This window comes from Ignavibacteriota bacterium, assembly GCA_016708125.1.
In the GTDB taxonomy this organism is placed as follows: Bacteria; Bacteroidota; Ignavibacteria; order Ignavibacteriales; family Melioribacteraceae.
The window spans coordinates 113,520-137,010 of the sequence record JADJGF010000001.1; the positions used below are offsets into that span (position 1 = coordinate 113,520).

The 23,491-nt window shown below is 30.1% G+C and carries 24 protein-coding genes and 1 pseudogene; 8 read left to right on the plus strand and 17 right to left on the minus strand.

From position 1 onward, the window contains the following. Window positions 1-10 precede the first annotated feature (10 nt). The 5 genes from IPH62_00525 to IPH62_00545 all read right to left on the minus strand — a co-directional run bounded on the left by IPH62_00525 (window position 11) and on the right by IPH62_00545 (window position 6,707). Window positions 11-3,040 (minus strand): efflux RND transporter permease subunit, encoded by a 3,030-nt coding sequence (locus IPH62_00525; GenBank protein MBK7103756.1) that lies wholly within the window; start codon window positions 3,038-3,040, stop codon window positions 11-13. A 51-nt stretch (window positions 3,041-3,091) separates the two neighbouring features. Then, the gene (locus IPH62_00530; GenBank protein ID MBK7103757.1) at window positions 3,092-3,454 is read right to left on the minus strand and encodes a four helix bundle protein; all 363 of its coding nucleotides are present in this window, start codon (window positions 3,452-3,454) and stop codon (window positions 3,092-3,094) included. A gap of 104 nt (window positions 3,455-3,558) precedes the next feature. After that, on the minus strand, window positions 3,559-4,593 hold the full coding sequence (locus IPH62_00535) for an efflux RND transporter periplasmic adaptor subunit (GenBank protein MBK7103758.1): 1,035 nt from the start codon (window positions 4,591-4,593) through the stop codon (window positions 3,559-3,561). Between the two features lie 50 nt (window positions 4,594-4,643). Next, entirely contained in the window at window positions 4,644-6,014 is a 1,371-nt protein-coding gene (locus IPH62_00540) for a TolC family protein (protein MBK7103759.1), read from the minus strand. Between the two features lie 57 nt (window positions 6,015-6,071). After that, window positions 6,072-6,707: a TetR/AcrR family transcriptional regulator gene (locus IPH62_00545; GenBank protein ID MBK7103760.1), complete on the minus strand. Its 636-nt coding sequence runs from the start codon at window positions 6,705-6,707 to the stop codon at window positions 6,072-6,074. A 139-nt stretch (window positions 6,708-6,846) separates the two neighbouring features. Between IPH62_00545 and IPH62_00550 the strand changes: the two genes are divergently transcribed. Beyond that, on the plus strand, window positions 6,847-7,071 hold the full coding sequence (locus IPH62_00550) for a hypothetical protein (protein MBK7103761.1): 225 nt from the start codon (window positions 6,847-6,849) through the stop codon (window positions 7,069-7,071). Next, window positions 7,031-7,474, plus strand: coding sequence for a PIN domain-containing protein (locus IPH62_00555; protein MBK7103762.1), 444 nt, complete (start codon window positions 7,031-7,033; stop codon window positions 7,472-7,474). Before IPH62_00550 ends, IPH62_00555 begins: the two co-directional genes overlap by 41 nt. Window positions 7,475-7,504: 30 nt before the next feature. Here the strand turns inward: IPH62_00555 and IPH62_00560 are convergent, their stop codons facing one another. Both IPH62_00560 and IPH62_00565 read right to left on the minus strand, forming a co-directional pair. Beyond that, window positions 7,505-8,353: a fructosamine kinase family protein gene (locus IPH62_00560; GenBank protein ID MBK7103763.1), complete on the minus strand. Its 849-nt coding sequence runs from the start codon at window positions 8,351-8,353 to the stop codon at window positions 7,505-7,507. Between the two features lie 55 nt (window positions 8,354-8,408). After that, window positions 8,409-8,903 (minus strand): low molecular weight phosphotyrosine protein phosphatase, encoded by a 495-nt coding sequence (locus IPH62_00565; GenBank protein ID MBK7103764.1) that lies wholly within the window; start codon window positions 8,901-8,903, stop codon window positions 8,409-8,411. A 239-nt stretch (window positions 8,904-9,142) separates the two neighbouring features. Here IPH62_00565 and IPH62_00570 point away from each other — a divergent pair, with 239 nt between their 5' ends. From IPH62_00570 to IPH62_00585, 4 genes are all read left to right on the plus strand, one after another. Further along, complete coding sequence (locus IPH62_00570; GenBank protein MBK7103765.1) at window positions 9,143-10,585, plus strand: ATP-dependent DNA helicase RecQ; 1,443 nt, start codon at window positions 9,143-9,145, stop codon at window positions 10,583-10,585. A 48-nt stretch (window positions 10,586-10,633) separates the two neighbouring features. Beyond that, window positions 10,634-11,077, plus strand: coding sequence for a hypothetical protein (locus tag IPH62_00575; GenBank protein MBK7103766.1), 444 nt, complete (start codon window positions 10,634-10,636; stop codon window positions 11,075-11,077). Between the two features lie 10 nt (window positions 11,078-11,087). Further along, window positions 11,088-11,558 carry a hypothetical protein gene (locus IPH62_00580; GenBank protein ID MBK7103767.1) on the plus strand — a complete coding sequence of 157 codons (471 nt, stop codon included), beginning with the start codon at window positions 11,088-11,090 and terminating at the stop codon, window positions 11,556-11,558. Between the two features lie 117 nt (window positions 11,559-11,675). Next, entirely contained in the window at window positions 11,676-12,341 is a 666-nt protein-coding gene (locus tag IPH62_00585) for a septal ring lytic transglycosylase RlpA family protein (protein MBK7103768.1), read from the plus strand. A 51-nt stretch (window positions 12,342-12,392) separates the two neighbouring features. On the opposite strand, the gene IPH62_00590 is transcribed toward IPH62_00585, so the two are convergent. The 10 genes from IPH62_00590 to IPH62_00635 are packed head-to-tail and all read right to left on the minus strand — an operon-like array spanning window position 12,393 to window position 20,407. After that, window positions 12,393-12,611, minus strand: coding sequence for a hypothetical protein (locus tag IPH62_00590; GenBank protein MBK7103769.1), 219 nt, complete (start codon window positions 12,609-12,611; stop codon window positions 12,393-12,395). Further along, complete coding sequence (locus IPH62_00595) at window positions 12,611-13,672, minus strand: FAD:protein FMN transferase (GenBank protein ID MBK7103770.1); 1,062 nt, start codon at window positions 13,670-13,672, stop codon at window positions 12,611-12,613. Before IPH62_00595 ends, IPH62_00590 begins: the two co-directional genes overlap by 1 nt. Next, on the minus strand, window positions 13,641-14,105 hold the full coding sequence (locus IPH62_00600) for a CBS domain-containing protein (GenBank protein MBK7103771.1): 465 nt from the start codon (window positions 14,103-14,105) through the stop codon (window positions 13,641-13,643). The genes IPH62_00595 and IPH62_00600 overlap by 32 nt, the downstream gene beginning before the upstream one ends. Window positions 14,106-14,159: 54 nt before the next feature. Further along, complete coding sequence (locus IPH62_00605; protein MBK7103772.1) at window positions 14,160-14,552, minus strand: DUF4870 domain-containing protein; 393 nt, start codon at window positions 14,550-14,552, stop codon at window positions 14,160-14,162. A 38-nt stretch (window positions 14,553-14,590) separates the two neighbouring features. After that, window positions 14,591-15,826 carry an NADH:ubiquinone reductase (Na(+)-transporting) subunit F gene (nqrF, locus tag IPH62_00610; GenBank protein MBK7103773.1) on the minus strand — a complete coding sequence of 412 codons (1,236 nt, stop codon included), beginning with the start codon at window positions 15,824-15,826 and terminating at the stop codon, window positions 14,591-14,593. A gap of 11 nt (window positions 15,827-15,837) precedes the next feature. Beyond that, entirely contained in the window at window positions 15,838-16,449 is a 612-nt protein-coding gene (gene nqrE / locus IPH62_00615; GenBank protein MBK7103774.1) for an NADH:ubiquinone reductase (Na(+)-transporting) subunit E, read from the minus strand. Between the two features lie 3 nt (window positions 16,450-16,452). Next, window positions 16,453-17,073: an NADH:ubiquinone reductase (Na(+)-transporting) subunit D gene (locus IPH62_00620; protein ID MBK7103775.1), complete on the minus strand. Its 621-nt coding sequence runs from the start codon at window positions 17,071-17,073 to the stop codon at window positions 16,453-16,455. A gap of 1 nt (window position 17,074) precedes the next feature. Further along, window positions 17,075-17,866 carry a Na(+)-translocating NADH-quinone reductase subunit C gene (locus IPH62_00625; GenBank protein MBK7103776.1) on the minus strand — a complete coding sequence of 264 codons (792 nt, stop codon included), beginning with the start codon at window positions 17,864-17,866 and terminating at the stop codon, window positions 17,075-17,077. Continuing rightward, window positions 17,853-19,058, minus strand: a complete 1,206-nt coding sequence (locus IPH62_00630; protein MBK7103777.1) for an NADH:ubiquinone reductase (Na(+)-transporting) subunit B — start codon at window positions 19,056-19,058, stop codon at window positions 17,853-17,855. The genes IPH62_00625 and IPH62_00630 overlap by 14 nt, the downstream gene beginning before the upstream one ends. Further along, window positions 19,058-20,407 carry a Na(+)-translocating NADH-quinone reductase subunit A gene (locus tag IPH62_00635; GenBank protein MBK7103778.1) on the minus strand — a complete coding sequence of 450 codons (1,350 nt, stop codon included), beginning with the start codon at window positions 20,405-20,407 and terminating at the stop codon, window positions 19,058-19,060. The genes IPH62_00630 and IPH62_00635 overlap by 1 nt, the downstream gene beginning before the upstream one ends. A gap of 213 nt (window positions 20,408-20,620) precedes the next feature. Between IPH62_00635 and IPH62_00640 the strand changes: the two genes are divergently transcribed. Both IPH62_00640 and IPH62_00645 read left to right on the plus strand, forming a co-directional pair. After that, window positions 20,621-22,093 (plus strand): aminotransferase class V-fold PLP-dependent enzyme, encoded by a 1,473-nt coding sequence (locus tag IPH62_00640; GenBank protein ID MBK7103779.1) that lies wholly within the window; start codon window positions 20,621-20,623, stop codon window positions 22,091-22,093. Window positions 22,094-22,215: 122 nt separating this feature from the next. Continuing rightward, a pseudogene (locus IPH62_00645) lies at window positions 22,216-23,468 on the plus strand (IS256 family transposase). Window positions 23,469-23,491: the final 23 nt, after the last annotated feature.

Consider the following 23,491-nt stretch of genomic DNA (forward strand, 5'->3'; position numbering starts at 1 on the left):
TTCTCTCACATCATTTTGTATATAATTTATAAAGAACGGGAACAACAATTAATGTCAAAATTGTTGAAACTAATAATCCGCCGATAATTGTCCAACCCATTGGCGCCCACATTGTTCCGCCGCCTAATGTTAAAGGAAAAAGTCCGACAATAGTTGTTCCGGTAGTTAATAAAATCGGCATAAATCTAACTTCGCATGCAGAAATTAATGCATCAAATATTTTCATTCCTTCTGTTCTTAATTGATTTGTATAATCAACAAGAATGATTGAATTATTTACAACAATTCCTACCAAACTTGTTAAACCGACAAATGCCGTAAATGAAAATGTATTTCCGGTAATTAATAAAGCTATTATTGATCCAATTATTGCTAATGGAATTGCAGAGAAAACTATAAACGGTTGTTTGTATGATTTGAATTGTAAAACCAAAATTCCAAAAATTCCAACAATTGCGATAATCATTGCTTTTGCCATTCCGCCAAATGATTCTTGCTGACTTTCTTTTTCACCGCCGACGTAAAATGTATAACCTTTCTTTAGCGGAATCTTTTCAACATTTTTTACAATTTCATTTGTTACTGCATTTACAGAATAATTTGAAATTACATCAGAAGTAATTGTTACTGTTCGTGAAAGATCAAAATGGCTAATAGCCAAAGGTGTTTTAGTAAATTCAATTCTGGCTAATTGCTTTAGCGGAATTTGTTCGCCGGTTACTGATGAAATAAAGATTCTATCAAATTTTGCAAAGTCTGAATTTTCTACAATTGGTGCGCGTAAAATTATGTTAAACTCCTTTCCGTTTTCATCTCTAAAATTTGTAATTGTTAATCCATTTATTGAAGCTCTGACTGTTCTATCAATCTCTGCTATCGGAACTCCTAAGATTGCAGCTTTCTCTTTATTTATTTTTACCGATAAATCCATTTTGGTTGTGTTCAGCGGATTGTTAATATTTACAGTACCTTTTGTTGATTTAAATATTTTTTCAACTTCCAAAGAAACTTTTCTTAATTCGGAAATATTTTCACCTAAAATTTTAATTGCAATCGGAGCTTCAATCGGCGGACCTTGTTCAAAATCTTTTACTTCAATTTCTGCTCCGGCAATTTGGGAAAATTCGTTTCTTAATTCATTTAAAAAATTATTAAACTTAGAATAATTATATGATTTTAATTCAACATAAATTTGTGAGTGATTTTTAGCATTTCTTTTTCCAACTACATTGTAATAAATTCTTGGATTTCCATTTCCTATATTTGTCGTAAAATTTAGAATCTCATCTTTATTCTTCAAAATATTTTCAACTTTTAAAGCATATTCAGATGTTCTTTCAATACTTGAACCTTCCGGTAAATTAATATTTATCATAAATTGAGGCTTTTCTGCTTTTGGGAAAAAGCTTACTCCAACTAATGGAATTAAGGATAAACTTAACAAAAATATTATGATAGATATTGCGATAATTAATTTTGGATTATTCAAAGCAAATGTTAATCTTTTTTTATACAAATTATGGATTACATGATTTACAACTTTTCTCATTTTCTTTTCATGAGAAATTGATTTAATACTCATCAAGTTTTTTGATAATAATGGAGTTAAAGTTAGAGCTAACATTAATGATGCAAATAATGTATAAGTTACAGTAACCGGCATACTTCTTATAAAATCTCCGGTTACATCTTGCATCAACATCATTGGAATAAAAGCAAAAACTGTTGTTAACGTTGAACTGATAATTGGCCAAGTAATTTGTGAAACTCCTTTTACTGCAGCTTCCATATTTGATAATCCAAGTGAAATATATCTTGCAATATTTTCTGTAACAACAATTGAATTATCAACAAGCATTCCTAACGCAATAACCAAGCCGGCAATTGACATTTGTTCCAATCCGTAATTGGATAAATCTAAAAATCCAATACCAATAATAATTGCAATTGGAATTACTGACATAACAATTAAAGCTGTTCTTAAATCAACAAACAAAAACATTACAATTCCGACAAGCAATAAACCTTGTAATAGATTTAGAAAAAATCCGTTCAATCTAATTTCAACACTTTGCGATTGATCAAAAACTGTTTCCAATTTCATTGAACTCGGAAGTGAAGTTTTAAATTCCTCAATTTTTTCTTTCATTCCATTTGAAACATCAAAAATATTTGTTCCCGGTTTTTGATCTGCAGTAATAAACACAGATCTCTTTTGATTAAATTTAGCAATGTAATTTTCATCTTCATAAGTTTTCGAAACTTTTGCAACATCCTTCAAATAAAGTATATTTCCGTTCAAAGCATTAATTATTACGTTTTTAATTTCATTTATATTTTTAAAACTACCGCTTGTTTTAATGCTGAAGTTTTTTCCACCCAAATCAATTTCACCACCGGGAATATTTGCGTTTTCCGATTGCAAAATTTGAATGATTTTGGATAATGGAATTTTATACTTTGATAATTTTTCTAAATTAATTTCAACTCTAATTTCTTGCTTTGGAAATGCTAATGTTTGAACACTTTTTACGCCATTTACTTTTTTTAAATTATCTTCTAAATGTTCAGCTTCCTTTTCTAATTTAGAATATTCATCAGTCTCTGAAATTAAAGCTAACTGTAGAATTTTCACATCGGAAATTGACCATTTTAATAAATCGATATCATAAATTTCTTCCGGTAATTTATTTCTAATACTGTTTACTTTTTGAGTAACATCTGAATATTTTTCATCGGCATCATTTCCGGCAATAAATTCAATATCAACAACACCGTAGCCATCACGAGCATAACTTTTTATATTCTTAATATCATCAAGTTCGTTAAGCGCTTCTTCTATCGGATTTATAACCATTTCCTCAACATCACTTGGAGTTGCTCCGGGATAAACTACAATTACAGATGTTGCCGGAGGTGATACTTGCGGATCTTCCGATCTCGGCATTGTAAAAAATGAAACAATTCCGAGTAACAAAAAAATCAGAATTATTATAATTGAAAATTGGTGATTCTCTATTGTTAATTTTGATAAGTTCATAAAAACTCCAAAAAATAGAAACCGGAAATCGAAAACGGAAAACCGATTTACCTAAAATTTTTCTTTTCTTGTTTTAATTAATTTAGATAACATTGCAGAAATTTTTCGAGTTAATTCCACAATATTATTGCATTTATTTTCATCTAATATTTTTAAATTCTTTAACAAATAAAGCTGCGTTCTTAATTCACCACATGAACCTTTTGCGATATAAAGAAAATGTATAAATTCCTTATTTGTATTGCGTTCAAAACCCTCTGCGATATTTGACGGAATTGAAATTGCCGCTCTTTGCATTTGATCTTTTAATCCATAATCTTTGCTATTAGCTAATTCATTATAAATTATTTCGACTAAATTCATTGATTCTTTCCAAACATTTAAATCTTCAAATTTGGATATAGAATTTTCCATTTTAATCCTTATTCTTTTAAGTTTTTATTTCTCAGTTTTCGGTTCCCGTTCTTCTGTTTCCATTCTCCCGTCTCCGGATTCCGTTATACCTTTTTCTGTTTCCGTTACTTCAAAATTTTTACTTTTATTCCATCTTTCAAATATTCTGCACCATCAGTTATAATTTCATGAATACTTTTGTCTTCAATTTTTACTAAAACATATTCATCATAAATCTCACCGATTTCAATTTCCTTCTTAACAGCTTTGTTATTGTGAATAATGAAGATATTACCAGTTTTTCCTTCCGTATCGACTAAAGACTTTATCGGAATTTTTTTATAATTATTTTTCTCAGATGAAAAAATATCCACACTTGAAATCATTCCAGATACAAATTGATTGTAAGAGTCTTTTATTGATAATTCAATTTCGTACATGCCATTCAAAGGATTTGCAGCTCCGGCAATTTGTGTGACTTCTCCAGAAAATTCCTCATCAAACGAATCAAATTTTATTTTTGCATTATTGCCTATTTTAATTTTATGAAAATCATTCTCTGTAATTCCACAAACAATTTTCCACTGCGAATCTTTTGAACCCATTATGAATATTGGTGTTCCGGGTGAAACCATTTCATTTGCATCAATTAATTTCTTATAAATTTTACCAGAGAAAGGAGCAGTAATTGTTGAATATTTTAAATTGAATTTCGCAATATTTAAACCGGAACTTGCAGCTTCCAATCCGGATTTGGCATTTTGATATTGCTCCAAAGTTACAACACTATCTTTGTACAAATTTTCAACTCGATTAAAATCACGTAAAACTTTCTCGTAATTAATTTTTGCTTGATTAAACTGAGCATCAATTTCATCTAATTTTAATTTTGCTAAAATTTGTCCTTCTTTAACAATTTCGCCTTCTTCAACAAAAATATATGAAATTATTCCACCGGTTTTAAATGCAAGTGAAATTTCCTTTTCCGCTTTTAATATTCCGCTTGTATGAATTGGCAATGAAAATTCTTCCTCAATAATTTTTTCAACTTTAACCGGAATTATTTCCTCCGAATTAATTTCTGTTTTATCTTCACTACAATTTGTAAATATTATTATCCCCAATAAAATTAAGCTCAAAACACTTATTTTATTTTTCATATTTATTCCTAAAATTTATTAATTGACTTTTCATTTTTTACTTCCAAAATTTATTTTCCTAAGAAATCTTTTAATTCAATTAAAGCAGAAGTTTTTTCTAACTCCGATATTTTTTGTTGTAAATCATATTTTGTAATTATTTCATTTATTTCTGTCTGCAAAAGTTTATTTCTCGAATCAAGATATTCCACAAAATTTATCATTCCTTCTTTATACTTTTTATCAACAATTCTAAAAGATATTTTCATACTATTAAGCATTTCTTGTGATGATTTTATTGATTTTTCCGCTAATTCATAATTTTTGTAACTCTGCAAAACTTGAAGCGAAATTTGTTTTTTTATTTCTTCAATTTGAGTTTCAACTTTTTTCTTTTCTAGTTCAGCTTGCTCACTTTTTGATGCATCTTGAAATCCGTTGAATAAATTCCAATGTAAAACCAAAGATGCCATCCAGTAATCATCTTTATCGGTGAATTTATAATCTTCTCCTTGAAAGCCGTAATCTGCGGCAAAAATTAGCGATGGAAAATAATTTGCGTTTGATATTGATTTTTTATTCTCATAAACATTTTCTAAAAAATTAAGCTGTAAAATTTCCTCTCTATTATTTATTGCGCTGGAATGTGTTAGATCAAAATTAAGTTGTGAATTTTTCGCAACTGAATTTGTGTCAAAAATAATTTCACTTTCCAAAGGTTTGTTGAGAAGAAAATTAAAATATGATTGCGCCAACTCCCTATTATTATTGGCTTCCAGAAGTTTTTGCTCAATTTCAGATACTTCAGCTTTTGCACGATAAACAACATCAACGGTAATTTTATCATTTTTGTGCAGACTCTCGCAAACACGTAAATTTTCATTTACCAATTCTAAAGTATTTTCATATATTTTTTTTACACTCTCTGTCTTTAAAAAGTTATAATATGAGTTTTTAATTTGAGCAATTAATGAACGAATATAAATTTGTTTATCAAGTGAAGAAATTTCCGCAAGATTATCTTGAATTTTATAATTGAAAAATATTGCCGGTTGAATAATTGGCTGAACCAAACTTATTTTTGTTTCGTGTTCTTGTTCACGAAGAAATGGAATATTTTCATTTTGAATATTTGTGGGAAATAAATTTTGCTGCATCAAATAATTTAAAGAAGCGTGAATGGGATTTACAATATTTCCAATCGGGAAAATAATTTCGCGACCTCCGCCGGCTCTTGTGTATCTTGCGTTAATTCCTATTGATGGATAAAACATTCCTTCAGCTTCATTTAACGAGTTTAAACTTTTTTCAAGATCAAACTGTTTTTGCTTTAGTGCAAGATTATTTGCTAATCCAAATTTTACATAATTTTCAATCGTTTCGTTTTGAGGAAAAATTATTGACGAAAAAAAAAGAATTGTTAAAATTATTTTTACTTTCATAAAACCTCACTAAACAATAATTATTAAATGACTGTAAGTCATTATTTAACAAAATTTTTATGCTTTTAATGCGTTATACGTAAATTCAAAAAAGTAGGAAATTAATTCTTCAGATGTGCAACTCATTTTATTGCACAAAATATCGCCTTTCAAAGTTACTAATTGCAAAACTCCAAGTGATTCTCCCCAAAGAATTAAAGCTGTTTTTTCCGGATCTAAATCTTTCCTTATTGAACCGTCATTCATTCCCTCAATTATAGTTTCGACAAGAATTTTATTAGTTTCCATTTTTATTTTAAGAATATTTTCATCTTCCGAATCTGTTTCAATTTCCCTAACTTTTTGAGTTTCTTCAAACATTAAAGCATTATAATAATTGGGGAAATCATAATAAAATTTTATATAAGCTTCACCAATTGCTTTAACTTTTAAGAGTCCGTTTGGTTGATTTTTAGTAAATTCAATAAACATTTCCAACTGTTTTGAAATTCCCCTTTTTACAAAAACCTTAAACAATTCTTCTTTGCTCTTAAAATAAAGATACAAAGTACCTTTGCTCAATTCAGCTTCGGCAGCAATATCATCCATTGTTGTATTTGCAAAACCTTTTGAGAAAAATACTTTTTCCGCAGCAAGAATTATTTCTTGTCGGCGCTGCAATTTTTCTCTTTCTTTTCTTTCAGAAATTCCCATAAAATGAATTATATTATATTTACTGACTATTAGTAATTATTTTACGCAAAGTTAATTTTTTATTTTAAGTTTGTCAAGTTTTTATTGACAAAAGATAATTTACACATTATATTGCACACATAATATGTGGAGAATAAAAATGCCAAACTTAACTTTGTCATTTAATGAAGATTTACTTAACAAAAGTAGAAAATATGCTGAAGAAAAAGGAATTTCTTTAAATAAGCTTATTAGAGAATTGCTTACAAAAACTGTTCAAAATGATTCAACAAATTGGTTAGATGATTGTTTTAAAGTAATGGATAAAAGTTCAGCAAATTCATATGGTAAAAAATGGAACCGCGAGGATTTATATAATGAGTAAAATTTTTATTGATACAAATATTTTAATATATTCTTTAAATAATAATGATGAAATTAAAAAAAATTCCGCGAGAAATATTTTGAAAAATTTAATTAAAAATCATCAATTAGTAATTTCTACTCAAGTTATTCAAGAGTTTTATGTAACTGCAACAAAAAAGTTAAATGTCGACGCAATAATTACAAAAAGTATAATTAATTCATTTCAGAATTTTGAAATTGTTACAGTTAATTATGATTTGATTAACAATGCAATTGATTGCAGTATTCTAAATATGTTATCTTTTTGGGATTCTCTAATTATAGTTTCAGCACAATTTTCAAAATGCTCGGAAATTTATACGGAAGATTTGAATTTGGGACAAAACATTTTGGGAGTAAAAATTATAAATCCATTCAAATAAAAATTAACATTTCATTTGTTCATTTAATTTCTACAAAATTCTATAACTTTTTATTAATTCCAAACATTGCGAATAATAGCCCATTCCAAAAAGATTAAGATGATTTAAGATATGATAAAGTTTGTAAATATTTTCTCTATAACTCCAATTTTCAGCAAGCGGAAATTCTTCATTGTAAGCAGAATAAAAAGTTGAATCAAATCCGCCGAATAATTTTGTCATTGCCAAATCTGCTTCTCTATTTCCATAATAAATTGCGGGATCTATCAAACATGGATTTCCGTTTTCATCAGAAATATAATTTCCGCTCCATAAATCGCCATGAAGCAAAGAAGGAATATTTTCACTTCCTTCTAAAATTTTGTAAATATTTTTTTCGATTTTTGAAAACTCATTTTGCAATTCTAATTTTACGAATTCATTTTGTTCAGCAAGATTAAATTGAAATTTTAATCTTTTTTCGAAATAAAATTCTATCCAATTTTCACATTTCGGTAAGTTTTTTTGAGGAGTAGAACCGCAGAAATTATCTTCATAAAATCCAAATTTATTAGAAGTGAATTTATGCATTTGTGCAAATTGTCTTCCAAAAATTTCACTAAAATTTTTCACTTTAGATTTTTGTTCAACATATTCCAAAACTAAAATTTCTTCATCTACAAAAATTACATTTGGAACTCGAATTGTCTTGGATTTAGCAATTTCATTTAATCCATTTGCTTCAGCAAAATTTATTTTTGGGTTGGAATAATTTTTAACAAAATATTTTTTACCATTTTCAGTTTTAATAATTTTGGAATCAGCAATACAACCACCGCCAACATTTTGTGAGGAAATAATTTTTTCTTGAAGAAAATTTTCTAAATTATTTTTCCACATTTTTTAAATAAAATTTAAAAGTTGAATAAGGAAATTTAAAAAGATGACATCTTTATTAATTACTTATTTTTTTCACAAGATTGTGATCAGAAATAATTTTGTTTAACAAACCATAGCATGAATCTTCTAAAATATCCAAAACTAATTCAAAACCTTCCGGACCGCTATAATAAGGATCGGGAACTTCATTATATTTATTTTCAGAAGAGAAATTTGTCATCATAAATATTTTTTTCGCAAATTTTTTTTCAGTATCGAGCGAAAGCAAATTCCTAAAATTATCTTTATCCATAGCAATTATATAATCAAAATTCTCAAAATCAATATTTCTAAATTTGCGTGCAATACTTGTAATTCTGTAACCGCGTTTTATTGCATGGCGTTTCATTCGCGCATCAGCTTGTTCACCTTCATGATAGGCTATTGTTCCGGCAGAATCACATTGAATTTCATTTTCTAATCCGGCTTTCTTAACAAATTTATTCATAACTGCTTCGCCGCTTGGCGATCTGCAAATATTTCCCATACAAACAAAAATTACTTTTATCATTTTTCCCTTATTTTTTACTAAATACAATTAAAATAGTTTTAGTAAAACTCAAAAAATATTATGTATATTATTTTTATTTTACATTTATAAATTACAATTACGATTTGTAAATTCCCAATCCAGAATTGAGCTAAATTGTTATTTCAACAAATTCCGCAAATTAGAATTACGTTTTAAGAAATTTCATCTAAATAATTATCTTTAGTTAAATAAAAAATATTATTAGGAAAATATTTTGTATGGATAAAGCTTTATCAATTCTTCAAGAAAAATTTGGACATAAAAGTTTTAGAGGGCAGCAAGAAAAAATAATTAACGAGCTTGTTGTTAATAAAAATAATTGCTTGGTTTTAATGCCAACCGGCGCCGGAAAATCTATTTGTTATCAAATTCCGGCATTATTGTTTGATAGTGGGACGATTGTAATTAGTCCATTGATTGCCTTGATGCAAGATCAAGTTGATGCATTAAAAGCAAAAGGTATTTCCGGTGAATTTATTAATTCTACCTTAAACCCAAATGATAGAGAAAAACGCTTAAGCGATTTTATAAACGGCAAAATTAAATTTTTATACGTTACGCCGGAAAGATTTAGAAAAAAAGATTTTGCTGAAAAAATTAAATCAGCGAAAATTTCTTTGCTTGCAATTGATGAAGCCCATTGTATTTCTGAATGGGGACACGATTTTAGACCAGACTATTCAAGGATTTCAGAATTCAGAGAATTGCTTGGCAATCCGCTCACAATTGCTTTAACCGCAACTGCAACAATAGAAGTTCAAAAAGATATTATTGCAAAACTTGGTTTGAAGAATGATCAAATAAAATTATTTCATCAAGGAATTCAACGACCAAATCTTAGGCTTGAAACTGAAGATGTTTATGATGAAAATGAAACAATGGTTCAAATAGAAAATGTAATTCAAAAATATAAAGGTTCCGGAATTATATATTTTGCTTTAATAAAAAAATTAGAAAGATACTCGCAACTTTTAAATGATAGAAAAATCCCGCATACAATTTATCATGGAAAACTTGAAGCAAAAAAACGAAAACAAATTCAGCAAGAATTTATTTCCGGAAATCAAAAAATTATTCTCGCAACAAATGCCTTTGGGATGGGAATTGACAAACCGGATATAAGATTCGTAATTCATGCGGAAATTCCCTCTTCAATTGAATCTTATTATCAAGAAATTGGTCGAGCCGGTAGAGATGGTAAAGACTCTTTGTGCAAATTATTATATAATCAAAGCGATCTTTACACTCAAATGGAGTTTATTAAATGGGCAAATCCAAATGCCGATTATTACGAAAATATTTACAATTTGATTAGAGAAGATATCAGCAGAGTAAATGGATTTGGTATTGAATTTTTAAGAGAACGAATGAGTGATAGAGATAAAAATGATTTTAGAGTTGAAACCGTTCTCGCAATGCTGGATAGATATGGAGTTACCGAAGGCTCCTTAGAAAATAGTAATCTTTCTCTGCAAACAGATCTTCCGGAAGAATTGTGTAACGATGAAAGTTTAAAAGAAAAGTTAATGAACGACAACAAAAAATTATTAGCGGTTGTAAATTATTTCAAAACAAAATCATGCAGAAGAATTTATATTTCAGAATACTTTGGATTTTTTGATCAACCACCTTGCCATAATTGTGATAATTGTATTGAATAAAATTTATGTATAAATTTCAATATCATAAAGTAAAATAGTGAAATTATAATGGCGAAGAATTACAATGAACCAATGCACACAGCTGAACATATTTTAAATCAAACGATGGTGAGAATGTTCAATAAAGGTAGGTCTTTCAGCGCACATCTTGAAAGAAAAAAATCCAAATGCGATTACCACTTTGATAGAAATTTATCAGATATTGAAATTACAGAAATTGAGGAAAAGGTAAATAATATTATAAAAATGGATTTAGATATAACTGAAGAAATTATTGATTTCGCAGAAGCTGAACAAAAATATAATCTTCAAAAGTTGCCGAATGATGTTACCGAAAAAGTAAGGATAATAAAAGTCGGTGATTACGATGCGTGTCCGTGTATTGGTCAACATGTAAGCAATACAAGTGAAATTGGAAGATTTAAAATTATTTCCACAAGTTTTGAAAATGATATTTTACGTTTAAGATTTAAATTGGAAGAAACAAACTAAAGGAGTTAAAATGAAAATCATTATAAATATATTTTTTCTCGCAATAATTTTATTTATAAATTCTTTCTCACAATCAAATTCCGAAGAAGTTTTCGACAGCTTAAAAGCAAAGAAATACGGAGCTGATGACTACGGAATGAAAACTTACGTTATGGCATTTTTAAAAAAAGGTCCAAATAGAAATTTAGATTCTGCAAAATCTGCCGAGTTGCAAATGGCTCATTTACAAAATATTTTCAGATTAGCAGACGAAGGAAAATTAGTATTAGCTGGTCCTTTTTTTGGCGATGGCGAAATTAGAGGAATTTACATTTTTGATGTAACCACAGTTGAAGACGCAAAAAAATTAACCGAAACCGATCCGGCAATTCAACAAGGAAGTTTGGTTATGGAATTAATTCCTTGGTATGGAAGCGCAGCATTAATGGAAGTAAATCAGATTAGCAAAACTTTAACAAAAAAATCAATCTTAGGAAATTAGATAATGAATTATATTTCAAAATTTTTATTTCTTATAAGATTTCTAAATTATTCAAAATGTCATTCCCGTGAAAACGGGAATCTATTGAATTTTTTCTGGATTCCCACTTGCGTGGGAATGACAAGCAAGATTAATTCAATATTTCACAAGTTTCTGATTATAATAATTTCACTTTATATAATTTCGTGTTCAAGTTCAAAAGAGTTTTCAGAGTTTAGAGATGTCGAAGGAATTTTAATTGAAGACGGAATTGCAAGTTGGTATGGAAAAGAATTTCATGGAAAATCTACAGCAAATGGTGAAACTTATGACAAAAATGATTTCACCGCTGCACACAGAACTTTACCGTTTGGCAGTATAGTTCGAGTTACAAATTCTGAAAATAATAAATCTGTTATTGTAAGAATAAATGACCGTGGACCTTTTGCAAAAAATAGAATAATTGATTTATCTCAAAAAGCTGCGCAGAAAATTGAAATGATAAGTTCCGGTTCCGCAAAAGTGGAATTAAGATTGCTTAGTAAAAGCAGCAATTCTAAAATGCCAAATGATTTAAAAGTTCCGAATTATTCTGTGCAAGTTGGTTCATTCAAAAATAAAAATGAAGCATTAAAAGTAAGCTCAGAAATTGAAAACTCGCGCGTTGAAGAAGCGTTTGTAAATGGTGAAAAATATTTTAGAATTTATGTTGGATTGTTTACAAATAAAGATGAAGCTTCCAAATTAAAAGATGAACTAATGAATAATGGAATTGATGGATTTGTTAAACAAATTGAAAATTAAAAAGCCCAAATAAAATTGGGCTTCGCAAAACATAACAAATCTATAAAATTATCATTTAACTTTCAATTCGCCGGATTTAATTTTCTCATAGTTATCAACAAATTCACTTTTCGATGAATAACATGAATGTTGACTTCCGCCCGAATCACAATGTCCGCCGCCGCAGCAGCCGGCATTTTCTCTTTTCTTATATTTACTAAAATGCAGCCCAATTGCAAAAATTAAAATTGCTAAACTAAAAAATCCGACCATAGCTAAAATTTGATACATTATAAATTTTCCTTTCTAATAAATTCCTCAAATTGAGGAGTCATTTTTTCAATAAACTTATCATTTTCTCTTACAATCATAAAAACCGGAAGTTTCATTTTCAATGCAAATTCATATCCGGTTTCCGGACCTAAAACATCAATTGCGGTTGCATAAGCATCAGCGTTTTCACAATTTTGATGAATTACGGTTACACTTGCTAATTTATGAGTAATTGGTTTTCCGGTTTTAGGATCAATTGTATGAGAATATCTAATTCCGTTTTCTTCAAAATAATTAAAATAATCTCCGGAAGTTGCAACTGAATAATTTGAAATTTCTAAAACTTTTTGCAATCCATTTGAAGCCGGTGAAGATATTCCAATTTTCCAATTTTCATTATTTTTATTTTTACCTTTTGTTCTTACTTCTCCGCCAATTTCTATCATGTATTCATTTAATCCAATGCTTTCCAAAAATAATCCAACTTTATCAACACCAAATCCCTTTGCAATTGCGGATAAATCACAATAAATCTCTGGTATATTTTTCTTTATTTTCTTTCCAGAAAAATCTATTTCAATATTTTTAATTCCAACTTGTTTAAGTGTTTCATCAATTTTTTGCTGATTAGGAATTATACTATCTTTTTTTATGGGACCAAATCCCCAAAGGTTTACAAGCGGTCCAACCGTAATATCAAAACTGCCGTTACTTTCTTCAGAAATTCTTTTGGAAGTATTTATTACTTGAGTTAAATCATTGGAAATAGTAATCCAATCAGTTGAAGTTGATTGATTAAAAAGTGATAATTCAGAAGTAGGAATATAAGTTGACATTTTATTATTAACATCAACTAAAACGCTGTCAATTTTTTTATCAAGCCTAATTAATTTTTTAGAATTTTCCGGCTCAATAACTTTTAGAGAATAAGTTGTTCCCATTGTAGTTCCGGCAAGAGAATAAATATCTCTTTGAATAGGAGAACTGCATCCAACAAATATTAGCGAAAATAATATAATTGCGGAAAAGCTTAACTTAATAAAATTTTTACTGATTTTTATTCCATTTCCAATTTTCATAATAATCCCAATCAGCCATTTTATTAAGTTCTTCTAAGTCTTTAGATTTTTGAATTAAATTTGCCCGAGTTAAATCTCCGGCAGAAAGTAATCCAATAAATTTTCCATCCTTCTCAATCAGCAAATGTCTTAAACGCATTCCAAGACATTTATCCATTAATTGATATAATGATTCTGTGTGTGAAGCAAATATTAAATTTGTTGACATTACGTCTTTGATTTTAGTTGTTTTGGAGTAAAACCCTTCTGTAATAACATTTTTCATTAAATCTCTTTCGGTCCAAATACCTTTAATTTCATCGCCGTCTTTTATAAGAATTGCACCAATTCTATTTTCAATCATATAGTGTAACGCTTCAGCAACAGTCGAGTCAATATTTACCGAAATTAATTTTCCCCCTTTATTTGCTAATATTTCACCGGCTGTAATCATATTTTACTCCTTTCTAAATTATAAATAGAATTCAAAAATAATTTTGTAAAATTATTATTTGATAAGTCTTATCGTTAACGGATATCTGTACGCTTTTCCATCATAAGAATTAATGGATGCAATAATAACAAAGATAAGAACAAAAATAGCTAAAGCAATCAAAATCGGAATTCCAATTAGCAGAAAAACTAAAATAATTGAAATGAAGGCATAAATTGTTACACTAATTTGGAAATTCAGCGCTTCTTTCCCTTGATCATTTATAAATGCGGATTCATCTTTTTTAAGAATCCAGATTAACAAAGGAGCAATAACATTACCAAAAGGAATTACAAAACCAACAACTGCACTTAAATGAGCAATCATCGCCCACATTCTTTCATCTTTTGTGTAACCAGAATTTTGAGGAAGATCTTGATTTAACCCAGAATTACTGTAATTATCCATTTGACCCCCTAAAGTTTAATTTGAATTAGATATATGTTTTAACCGCCAAAATCGTCAAGCATAATATTATCTCTTTCAACACCAAGATTTTCCAACATTTGAATAACGGCATTATTCATCATTGGTGGACCGCACATATAATATTCACAATCTTCCGGTGCCGGATGATTTTTGAGATAATTTTCAAATAAAACTTGGTGAATAAATCCGGTGTAACCTTTCCAATTATCTTCAGGCAATGGTTCTGATAAAGCTAAATGCCATTTAAAGTTTGGATGTTCAGCCGCAAGTTTATCAAATTCTTCATTATAGAATGCTTCCCGCATACTTCGTGCACCGTACCAGAAAGACATTTTTCTATTTGTATTAATTCTTTTTAGCTGATCAAAAATATGTGAACGCATTGGCGCCATTCCCGCACCGCCGCCTATAAAAACCATTTCTGCATTTGTGTCTTTTGCAAAGAACTCGCCATATGGACCAGAAATTGTAACTTTATCACCGGGCTTCAAATTAAAAATGAACGATGACATTTGTCCAGGTGGTACATCCGGCATTCTCGGAGGTGGAGAAGCAATACGAACATTAAGCATAATTAAACCTTTTTCCTCTGGATAATTAGCCATAGAGTAAGCTCTTAAAACCGGTTCGTTAACTTTTGAAACAAATCTCCACATATTAAATTTATCCCAATCGCCGCGGTATTCTTCTTCAATAATAAAATCAGAATAATTTACAACGTGAGCAGGAGCTTCAATTTGAATATATCCGCCAGCTCTAAAATCTACACTTTCCCCTTCCGGCAACTGAAGTTTTAATTCTTTTATAAAAGTTGCAACGTTAACATTTGAGATAACCGTGCAATTCCATTTTTTAATTTCAAAAACTTCTTCCGGAACATGGATTTTCAAATTACTTTTTACCGGAACTTGGCATGATAATCTGTAATGATCTCTAATTTGCTTTCTGTTTAATTTAGAAGTTTCTGTTGGTAGAACATCGCCGCCGCCTTCAAGAACAACGCATTTACATTCTCCGCAAGTACCGCCGCCGCCGCATGCAGAAGGCAAAAAAACATGATTTGATGCCAAAACATTTAATAATTTTCCGCCAATAGGAACAGTTAGTGAATGTTCTTTGCTATCATTAATATTGATATTTACTGTACCGCTTGCAACCAATATTGATTTTGCATATAAAATTAAAACAACTAAAAGTAAGACTATAAGCGTAAACATAAATACGCCTAATAGAACTAAATTTAATCCAGTCATTTAAAAAACCTCTATAATTGAATTCCAGAAAATAACATAAAAGCTATTGCCATTAAACCCGCAGTAATAAATGTAATTCCCAATCCGCGTAACCCTTTAGGAACATTGCTATATTTCATTTTTTCTCTTATGCCCGCTAAAGCAACAATTGCTAAAGCCCAGCCAGTACCTGAACCAACTCCGTAAACAACACTTTCGGGAAAAGTATAATTTCTTTCAACCATAAATAATGAACCTGCAAGAATTACACAGTTAACGGTAATTAAAGGTAGAAATATCCCAAGTGAATTATAGAGAGATGGAACATATTTATCTAAAGTCATTTCCAATATTTGAACAATTGCGGCAATAACACCAATGTAAGTAATCAATCCAAGAAAAGTTAGATCAACACTTTCCAATCCAGCCCAACTTAAAGCACCTTCCTTTAAAACATTTTGATAAAGAAAATTATTTGCCGGAACAGTAATTGCTTGAACTCCAACAACTGCAATACCCAAACCAATTGCAGTTTCAACTTTTTTAGAAACGGCGAGAAAAGTACACATTCCTAAGAAAAAGGCTAACGCCATATTTTCTATAAAAACGGATTTTATAAATAAACTCAAATAATGTTCAACCATAAATTAACTCTCCTCAACTTGATCTGGTTTCCAAGTTCTTATTGCCCAAATAATTAATCCGATAAGAAAAAAAGCGCTTGGGGATAATAAAAACAATCCGTTTGGAACGTACCAGCCGCCTTCAGTATTTAAAGTAAATATTGTAAATCCTAATAATTTTCCCGAGCCAATTAATTCTCTAACAAATCCAACAGCTAAAAGAACGAACGAGTAACCCAATCCATTTCCAATTCCATCAAGAAAACTTGCAACTGGTGGATTCTGCAATGCGTAAGCTTCCGCTCTACCCATTAAAATACAATTTGTAATAATCAATCCAACATAAACGGAAAGTTGTTTGCTAACATCATATGCAAAAGCTTTAATTAACTGATCAGCAACAATTACTAATGAAGCAATAATCGTCATTTCAACAATAATTCTGATACTGCTTGGAATATGTTTTCTTATTAAGCTGACTGAAAAATTTGAAAAAGCAGTAACAAGTGTAACGGCTAAAGACATTACAATTGCCGTTTCCAATTTTGAAGTAACTGCTAATGCTGAACAAATTCCAAGAACTTGAAGCGCAATTGGATTGTTTTTAAATATTGGGTCGAGAAGAATTTCTTTGTATTTAGTCATGTTAAATATCCTTCCTTAAATTTTCCAAAAATTTAGCATAACCATCATTTCCCATCCAGTATTTAATTGTATTATCAACACCTCTTGTAGTTAAAGTTGCGCCGGAAAGTCCATCAATTTGGCTATTTTTATTTGAATCATTTGGATCAACTTTTCCTTTTAATATTTCCAAAATTTGTGAGCCATTTTGGTCAAATAATTGTTTGCCTTTCCAACTTGCTTTCCAACTTTGATTATCAATTTCGCCGCCTAATCCGGGAGTTTCACCGTGTTCATAAAACGTAATTCCCTCAACGGTTTTCAGATCTTTGTTAAGCGCAAGAAATCCATACATAGTTGACCACAACCCCTTTCCAAATATCGGCAGAATATATTTTTCAATTACTTGATTTTCATTAACAACCTCATAACCAAGCATGAAATTTGGTCTTTTTTTAATGTTTCCCAAATCTTTATCCGGCAAAATATCAGTTCCAAATTTTTTACTTTCACTTAAAGTTTTAATATTAAAAACATCTGGATTTAGCTCAGGTGAATATTGTGATTTATCAATTACAGAACCATTCTCCAAATCTATTATAATTGAAACTATTTTATCTTTGAATACTTCTTCGGCATTTTTTTCATTGAACGATAAATTCCCAGCTTGAAGAATATTTTTCATTTTATCAAGCTTTTTGTTTTGCTTCTGAATTGAATCCAACGCAACTGTAGCCGAGGAAACAAATACCGAACAAGCTAGACAAACACCTAATGCAACGCCAATTGTTTTTTTTGTACTATCGGATGACATTTCTTGCAATCCTCCTTTTAATATTTGCATTGATAAATATTTTATCAATGGTCGGAGCAAACATGTTCATAAATAAAATAGAAAGCATCATTCCTTCCGGAAAAGCCGGATTTACAACTCTGACCAAAACAACTAAAACACCAATTAAAAGTCCGTAAACAATTTTTCCGTTTTCAGTCATTGCCGCACTTACCGGATCTGTTGCCATAAAAACTGTTCCAAATGCAAATCCGCCTAAGACCAAATGCCAATATGGAGAAACTCCAAACATTGGATTTGTTGAGCTTCCAATCAAATTAAATATTGATGACATTATTACCATTCCCAAAACTACATTTAGCATAATTCTCCAAGAACCTATTCCGGTTGCAATTAAAATTACTGCTCCAATTAAACAAGCTAAGGTTGATGTTTCGCCCATTGAGCCGGGAATTAAACCAACGAAAGAATCCCACCAACTAACAGAAATCTGCATTGTTGCATCTTTTAATTCTGCTAAAGGAGTTGCTCTGCTTAAACCATCAACAGCAACCCAAACTTTATCACCGGAAATTTCTGCGGGATACGCAAAAAATAAAAATGCGCGTGCGGTTAATGCTGGATTCAAAACATTCATTCCAACGCCGCCAAAAACTTCTTTTCCAATTACAACTCCAAATGAAATTCCAAGTGCAACTTGCCAATATGGAATATCCGGAGGAAGTATTAATGGAAACAATAAACTAGTAACTAAAAATCCTTCTGCAATTTCATGTTTTCTTACTGAAGCAAAAATAGCTTCCCAAGTTCCGCCGACTGCAAGCGTAATTATATAAACCGGAAAGAAATATAAAGCTCCGTGAATTATATTTGCAAAAATACTATTCGGATTAAAACCAACACCAAGTACATTTAGAACAAATTGCTGCCAGTTTGTCATTTCAAAATTAGTGAGTTTTGAAATTGCTAAATTTGCTTGATAACCGGTATTGTATAAAGCCATAATTACAACGGGAATTAAAGCAAAAACCACCGTTACCATCATTCTTTTTAAATCAAGTGCATCTCTAACATGAGAGCCTTGTTTAGTTCTTGTAAGCGGAGTAAACAAAAAAGTATCGCCGGCTTCATAAAGCGGAAATAGCTTTTCTAACTTTCCCCCTTTGTGAAAATGCTTTTCAGAACTATCTAAAATTTTTCTAAGAAATTTCACTATCCTTCCTTATCTATTAAATTTAAATTTCTTCTTAAGTTTTGCGCATGATCAATTTTTGATGGACAAACAAAAGTACAAAGCCCTAAATCTTCTTCATCTAATTCCAAACATCCTAATTTTTCAGAATCTTCAATATCATCAACAGCTAAAGATCTTAGTAAAAAAGTTGGTAAAATATCAAGCGGCATTACTTTTTCATAACTTCCGCTTGGCACAATTGCTCTTTCACCGCCATTTAGTGATGTAGAAAAATTATATTTCAAACTTTTACTTAAACTTGTAAACATTACATTCTTAACTGAAAATTGTTTTTGTGCCGGATTCATCCATCCTAAAAAATCTCTACTATTATGTTCTTCAATTACGGAAATTTGCTGATGATATCTTCCTAAATAATTTTCTTCTTTTGTAGTTTTCCTTCCCGAAAATACTGAGCCCGAAATTATTCTATTTTCTTTTTCGTTCAATTCATTATTACAAATTTCAGAAATTGTTGCGCCTATTCTTGTTTTAATATATCTTGGATTTTTTACGGAAGGTCCCGCTAAAGTTATAATTCGCTCTACATCAATTTTGCCGGTTGTAAATAAATTTCCAATTGCTGCAACATCTTGTGCATTTATATACCAAACTTTTTTTGTTCTGCTAACCGGATCTAAAAAATGAATATGTGTTCCAGCTAAACCTTTTGGATGCAATCCGGAAAATTCTTGCTCTGTTAAATTTGGTAATTGTACGGATGGAATTTCACTATTTTCTTCTTTGCATAAAAATAATTTGCCATCGGTTAATTTGCTTAAAACTCGCAAACCATTTTTAAACGAATTTTCTTTTCCTTTGAGTATAAACGAAACATTTGGTGCAAGCGGATTTGAATCAATTGCTGTAATGAAAATTGAACTTGGAACAATTTCCGGATTTGCAATTTTACTCATTGGTCGTTCACGTAAAGAAATCCACATACCGCAATTTAGCAATTGTTCTTTTATTTCATCTCTTGTTAAAGAAGGAATTTGAGTTTCAGAATAATTCTTAAAAACAATTTCATCATTTCCTTCAACATCAATTACAATAGATTGAAATATTCTTTTTTCACCTCTGTTAATTTCTGTAACAGTTCCTGAAGCTGGAGATGTAAATTTAATACTTTCATTTTTTTTATCAGAAAATAATACTTGTCCTAATTTTACCTTTTCGCCAACTGCTACAGAAAAAGTTGGTTTTAATCCAACAAAATCATTTCCTAAAATTCCAACCTTGCTAACTTTCTTAGTTGAATCGATAAAATTTGCTGGTTCACCGTTGATCGGCAGATTTAATCCCTTTTTTATCTTAATTACACCCATAATGCGTTTCTCTTAAAATTTATTGAAAGATTTGAATGGTATGTAGAAAACAAATTAAAATGTCTTTTTATTTTTGTAAAATATGAATGTTAAATTAAGACATAGAGAACGAAATATCAAACAAATTTTATTTTATGATTTACACTGTAAAATAGTTAATTGGTAAAATCAATTCTAATGTATAATTTTAGTGTAAAATTTTAAGTGAATTAAATGACAGAACTGGAAAAATATTTTACAAAATTTCGAGAAAAAATAATCGGAATTGACCAAGAATTTGAATCTTCTTATGGAATTAAGAAAATTATTTATGCAGATTGGATCGCAAGCGGAAGATTATATTCTGATATTGAAGAAAAAGTTATAAATACTTTTGGACCATTTGTTGGTAACACACATTCCGAATCCAGCATTACCGGAACTTTAATGACAAATTCTTATCACAAAGCTCAGCAGATTATAAAAAGACATGTAAATGCAGATAAAAATGATGTAATTATTTCTGCGGGATTTGGAATGACGGCTGTAGTAAATAAATTGCAAAGAATTTTGGGATTAAGGATTTCGGAAAAATTTAGAGATTGCGTAAAATTAAATGATGAAGAAAAACCAATTGTTTTTATTACTCACATGGAACATCATTCAAATCAAACTTCTTGGCTTGAAACAATTGCTGATGTAAAAATTATCGAACCAAATGAATTTGGTTTGGTTAATTACGAAAATTTGGAAAAATTGTTAGGGGAATTTCAACACAAAAAAACAAAAATTGGCGCATTTACGGCTGCTTCAAATGTTACGGGAATTAGAACAGATTATCACAAACTTGCAAAAATTATGCATGAAAACGGAGGATTGTGTTTTATTGATTTTGCTGCATCGGCGCCGTATGTTGATATTAATATGCATCCGGAAAATCTTCTTGAAAAACTTGATGCAATTTATTTTTCGCCGCACAAATTTTTAGGCGGACCCGGAACTTCCGGAGTTTTAATTTTCGATAAAAATTTATATAAAACAAAAGTTCCGGATCATCCCGGCGGCGGAACTGTAGATTGGACAAATCCTTGGGGTGAACATAAATATATAAATGATATTGAATTAAGAGAAGACGGCGGAACTCCGGGTTTTCTTCAAACAATTAAAACTGCACTTTGTATTCAGCTTAAAGAAAAAATGTGTGTTGAAAAAATTCTAAAACGTGAAGAAGAACTTTTAGAAATTGCTTTTAGTGAAATTAATAAAATTCCTCAAATACATATTCTTGCTTCGGAAGTTCAAAATCGACTTGGAGTTTTATCATTCTATATTGAAGATATTCACTATAATTTAATTGTGAAAATTTTTAATGATAGATTTGGAATTCAAGCCCGCGGCGGTTGTTCTTGCGCGGGAACTTACGGACATTATTTGCTTCACGTTGATCCAACTCGCTCGCATAGAATTACTCAAAAAATTTCCGAAGGTGATCTTTCCGAAAAACCCGGCTGGGTTAGAATGTCTCTTCATCCTACAATGACAAATGATGAACTTTATAAAATAATTGATGCATTAAATCAGATTGTAAAAAATATTGGTGAATGGGAAAAAGATTATTCTTACAGACCAACAACAAATGAATTTTATAATAAAAATGAAAAAAGTTTGGATTCAATTATAAATAATTGGTTTGAGAAGGTAGTGTAAAAAGTTTTGTGTAAATGGTTAATAAAGAGGTTTAATTAAATGCTGTGAAGCGTAGCGGAACAGCATTTAATTATGCAAAAAAATCACTAACTTATTAACCAAATCCGAAAGGAGATTACACAATGGAGCTCACCGAAAAAATGATCGAGCAACTAAAAGCCGATCTTACCAAAGCAAAAACATACGATGATTTAATGGGTAAAGACGGAGCTATTAAAAAACTATTAGCTGGAACTTTAGAACAAATGTTAGAAAGTGAACTAACCGAACACTTAGGATATGAAAAATATTCACCAGTTGGCAAAAACAATGGTAATTATAGAAATGGGAAAACACATAAATCACTCAAGAATGATCCGTTAGCTAACGGACGGTGAAATTGAGATTTCTGTCCCCAGAGACCGCAATGGTGAATTTGATCCAATAATTGTAAAAAAGTATGAAAAAACAATTGGGCCAATAGAGAATAAAATCATATCCATGTATGCAAAAGGAATGACAACTCGAGACATACAAACACATATTACAGAACTTTACGGAATAGATATTAGCCCTACTTTAGTTTCGAATATTACAGATAAAATAGTTGTACTTGCCGAACAATGGCAAAATAGAATTCTTGAGAAAATATATCCTATAGTTTTCTTCGACGCTATCCATTACAAAGTAAGAGATGAATCAAAGAAAGTAGTATCAAAGGCTGCATATACCTGTTTAGCGGTTGATATAGAAGGACACAAAGATCTACTTGGATTATGGGTCGGTGAAGCAGAAGGATCAAACTTCTGGCTTAATGTTTTAACAGAACTAAAGAATCGAGGTGTTGAAGATATTTTCATTGCATCAATTGATGGATTGAAAGGATTCCCCGAAGCAATAAATTCTGTTTTCCCAAAAGCTGAAATCCAGCTTTGTGTTATTCACCAAATTAGAAATACCCTAAAATATGTTGCTTCAAAAGACCAAAAGAAATTTATGAATCAACTAAAAGAAGTTTATAAAGCTCCAACTGAAGAAGCTGCTTTATTAAATCTTGACTCTTTGGAAGAAAACTGGACAAATAAATATTCTCTTGCTATCAGATCTTGGAGAAATAATTGGAATAATCTTGCTACATTTTTCAAATATCCCCAAGAAATTAGAACGGTCATTTATACCACGAATGCAGTGGAATCTGTGCATCGTCAATTTAGAAAAGTAACTAAAAACAGAGCTCTTTTCCCAAACGATGATGCTCTTAAAAAAATGTTATATTTGGCTTACAGAGATTTATCTAAAAAATGGACGATGCCTCCGTTAGCTAACGGATCATAATTGGGCGCTTATTCTTTCTAATTTTTCTGTTTATTTTAAGGATAGATTTCAGGAATTTTAATCATGATAAATCCCATTTACACA

Bases quoted from the DNA above. Each gene is read 5' to 3' on its own strand.
- IPH62_00560 (MBK7103763.1), bottom strand. From the start codon at position 8,353: ATGTGGAAAAATAATTTAGAAAATTTTCTTCAAGAAAAAATTATTTCC.
- IPH62_00575 (MBK7103766.1), top strand. From the start codon at position 10,634: ATGGCGAAGAATTACAATGAACCAATGCACACAGCTGAACATATTTTA.
- IPH62_00620 (MBK7103775.1), bottom strand. From the start codon at position 17,073: ATGACTAAATACAAAGAAATTCTTCTCGACCCAATATTTAAAAACAAT.
- IPH62_00595 (MBK7103770.1), bottom strand. From the start codon at position 13,672: ATGAAAATTGGAAATGGAATAAAAATCAGTAAAAATTTTATTAAGTTA.
- IPH62_00535 (MBK7103758.1), bottom strand. From the start codon at position 4,593: ATGAAAAATAAAATAAGTGTTTTGAGCTTAATTTTATTGGGGATAATA.
- IPH62_00550 (MBK7103761.1), top strand. From the start codon at position 6,847: ATGCCAAACTTAACTTTGTCATTTAATGAAGATTTACTTAACAAAAGT.
- IPH62_00545 (MBK7103760.1), bottom strand. From the start codon at position 6,707: ATGGGAATTTCTGAAAGAAAAGAAAGAGAAAAATTGCAGCGCCGACAA.
- IPH62_00600 (MBK7103771.1), bottom strand. From the start codon at position 14,105: ATGATTACAGCCGGTGAAATATTAGCAAATAAAGGGGGAAAATTAATT.
- nqrE (MBK7103774.1), bottom strand. From the start codon at position 16,449: ATGGTTGAACATTATTTGAGTTTATTTATAAAATCCGTTTTTATAGAA.
- IPH62_00565 (MBK7103764.1), bottom strand. From the start codon at position 8,903: ATGATAAAAGTAATTTTTGTTTGTATGGGAAATATTTGCAGATCGCCA.
- IPH62_00640 (MBK7103779.1), top strand. From the start codon at position 20,621: ATGACAGAACTGGAAAAATATTTTACAAAATTTCGAGAAAAAATAATC.
- IPH62_00625 (MBK7103776.1), bottom strand. From the start codon at position 17,866: ATGTCATCCGATAGTACAAAAAAAACAATTGGCGTTGCATTAGGTGTT.
- IPH62_00540 (MBK7103759.1), bottom strand. From the start codon at position 6,014: ATGAAAGTAAAAATAATTTTAACAATTCTTTTTTTTTCGTCAATAATT.
- IPH62_00585 (MBK7103768.1), top strand. From the start codon at position 11,676: ATGACAAGCAAGATTAATTCAATATTTCACAAGTTTCTGATTATAATA.
- IPH62_00530 (MBK7103757.1), bottom strand. From the start codon at position 3,454: ATGGAAAATTCTATATCCAAATTTGAAGATTTAAATGTTTGGAAAGAA.
- IPH62_00590 (MBK7103769.1), bottom strand. From the start codon at position 12,611: ATGTATCAAATTTTAGCTATGGTCGGATTTTTTAGTTTAGCAATTTTA.
- IPH62_00605 (MBK7103772.1), bottom strand. From the start codon at position 14,552: ATGGATAATTACAGTAATTCTGGGTTAAATCAAGATCTTCCTCAAAAT.
- IPH62_00555 (MBK7103762.1), top strand. From the start codon at position 7,031: ATGGTAAAAAATGGAACCGCGAGGATTTATATAATGAGTAAAATTTTT.
- nqrF (MBK7103773.1), bottom strand. From the start codon at position 15,826: ATGACTGGATTAAATTTAGTTCTATTAGGCGTATTTATGTTTACGCTT.
- IPH62_00570 (MBK7103765.1), top strand. From the start codon at position 9,143: ATGGATAAAGCTTTATCAATTCTTCAAGAAAAATTTGGACATAAAAGT.
- IPH62_00525 (MBK7103756.1), bottom strand. From the start codon at position 3,040: ATGAACTTATCAAAATTAACAATAGAGAATCACCAATTTTCAATTATA.
- IPH62_00635 (MBK7103778.1), bottom strand. From the start codon at position 20,407: ATGGGTGTAATTAAGATAAAAAAGGGATTAAATCTGCCGATCAACGGT.
- IPH62_00580 (MBK7103767.1), top strand. From the start codon at position 11,088: ATGAAAATCATTATAAATATATTTTTTCTCGCAATAATTTTATTTATA.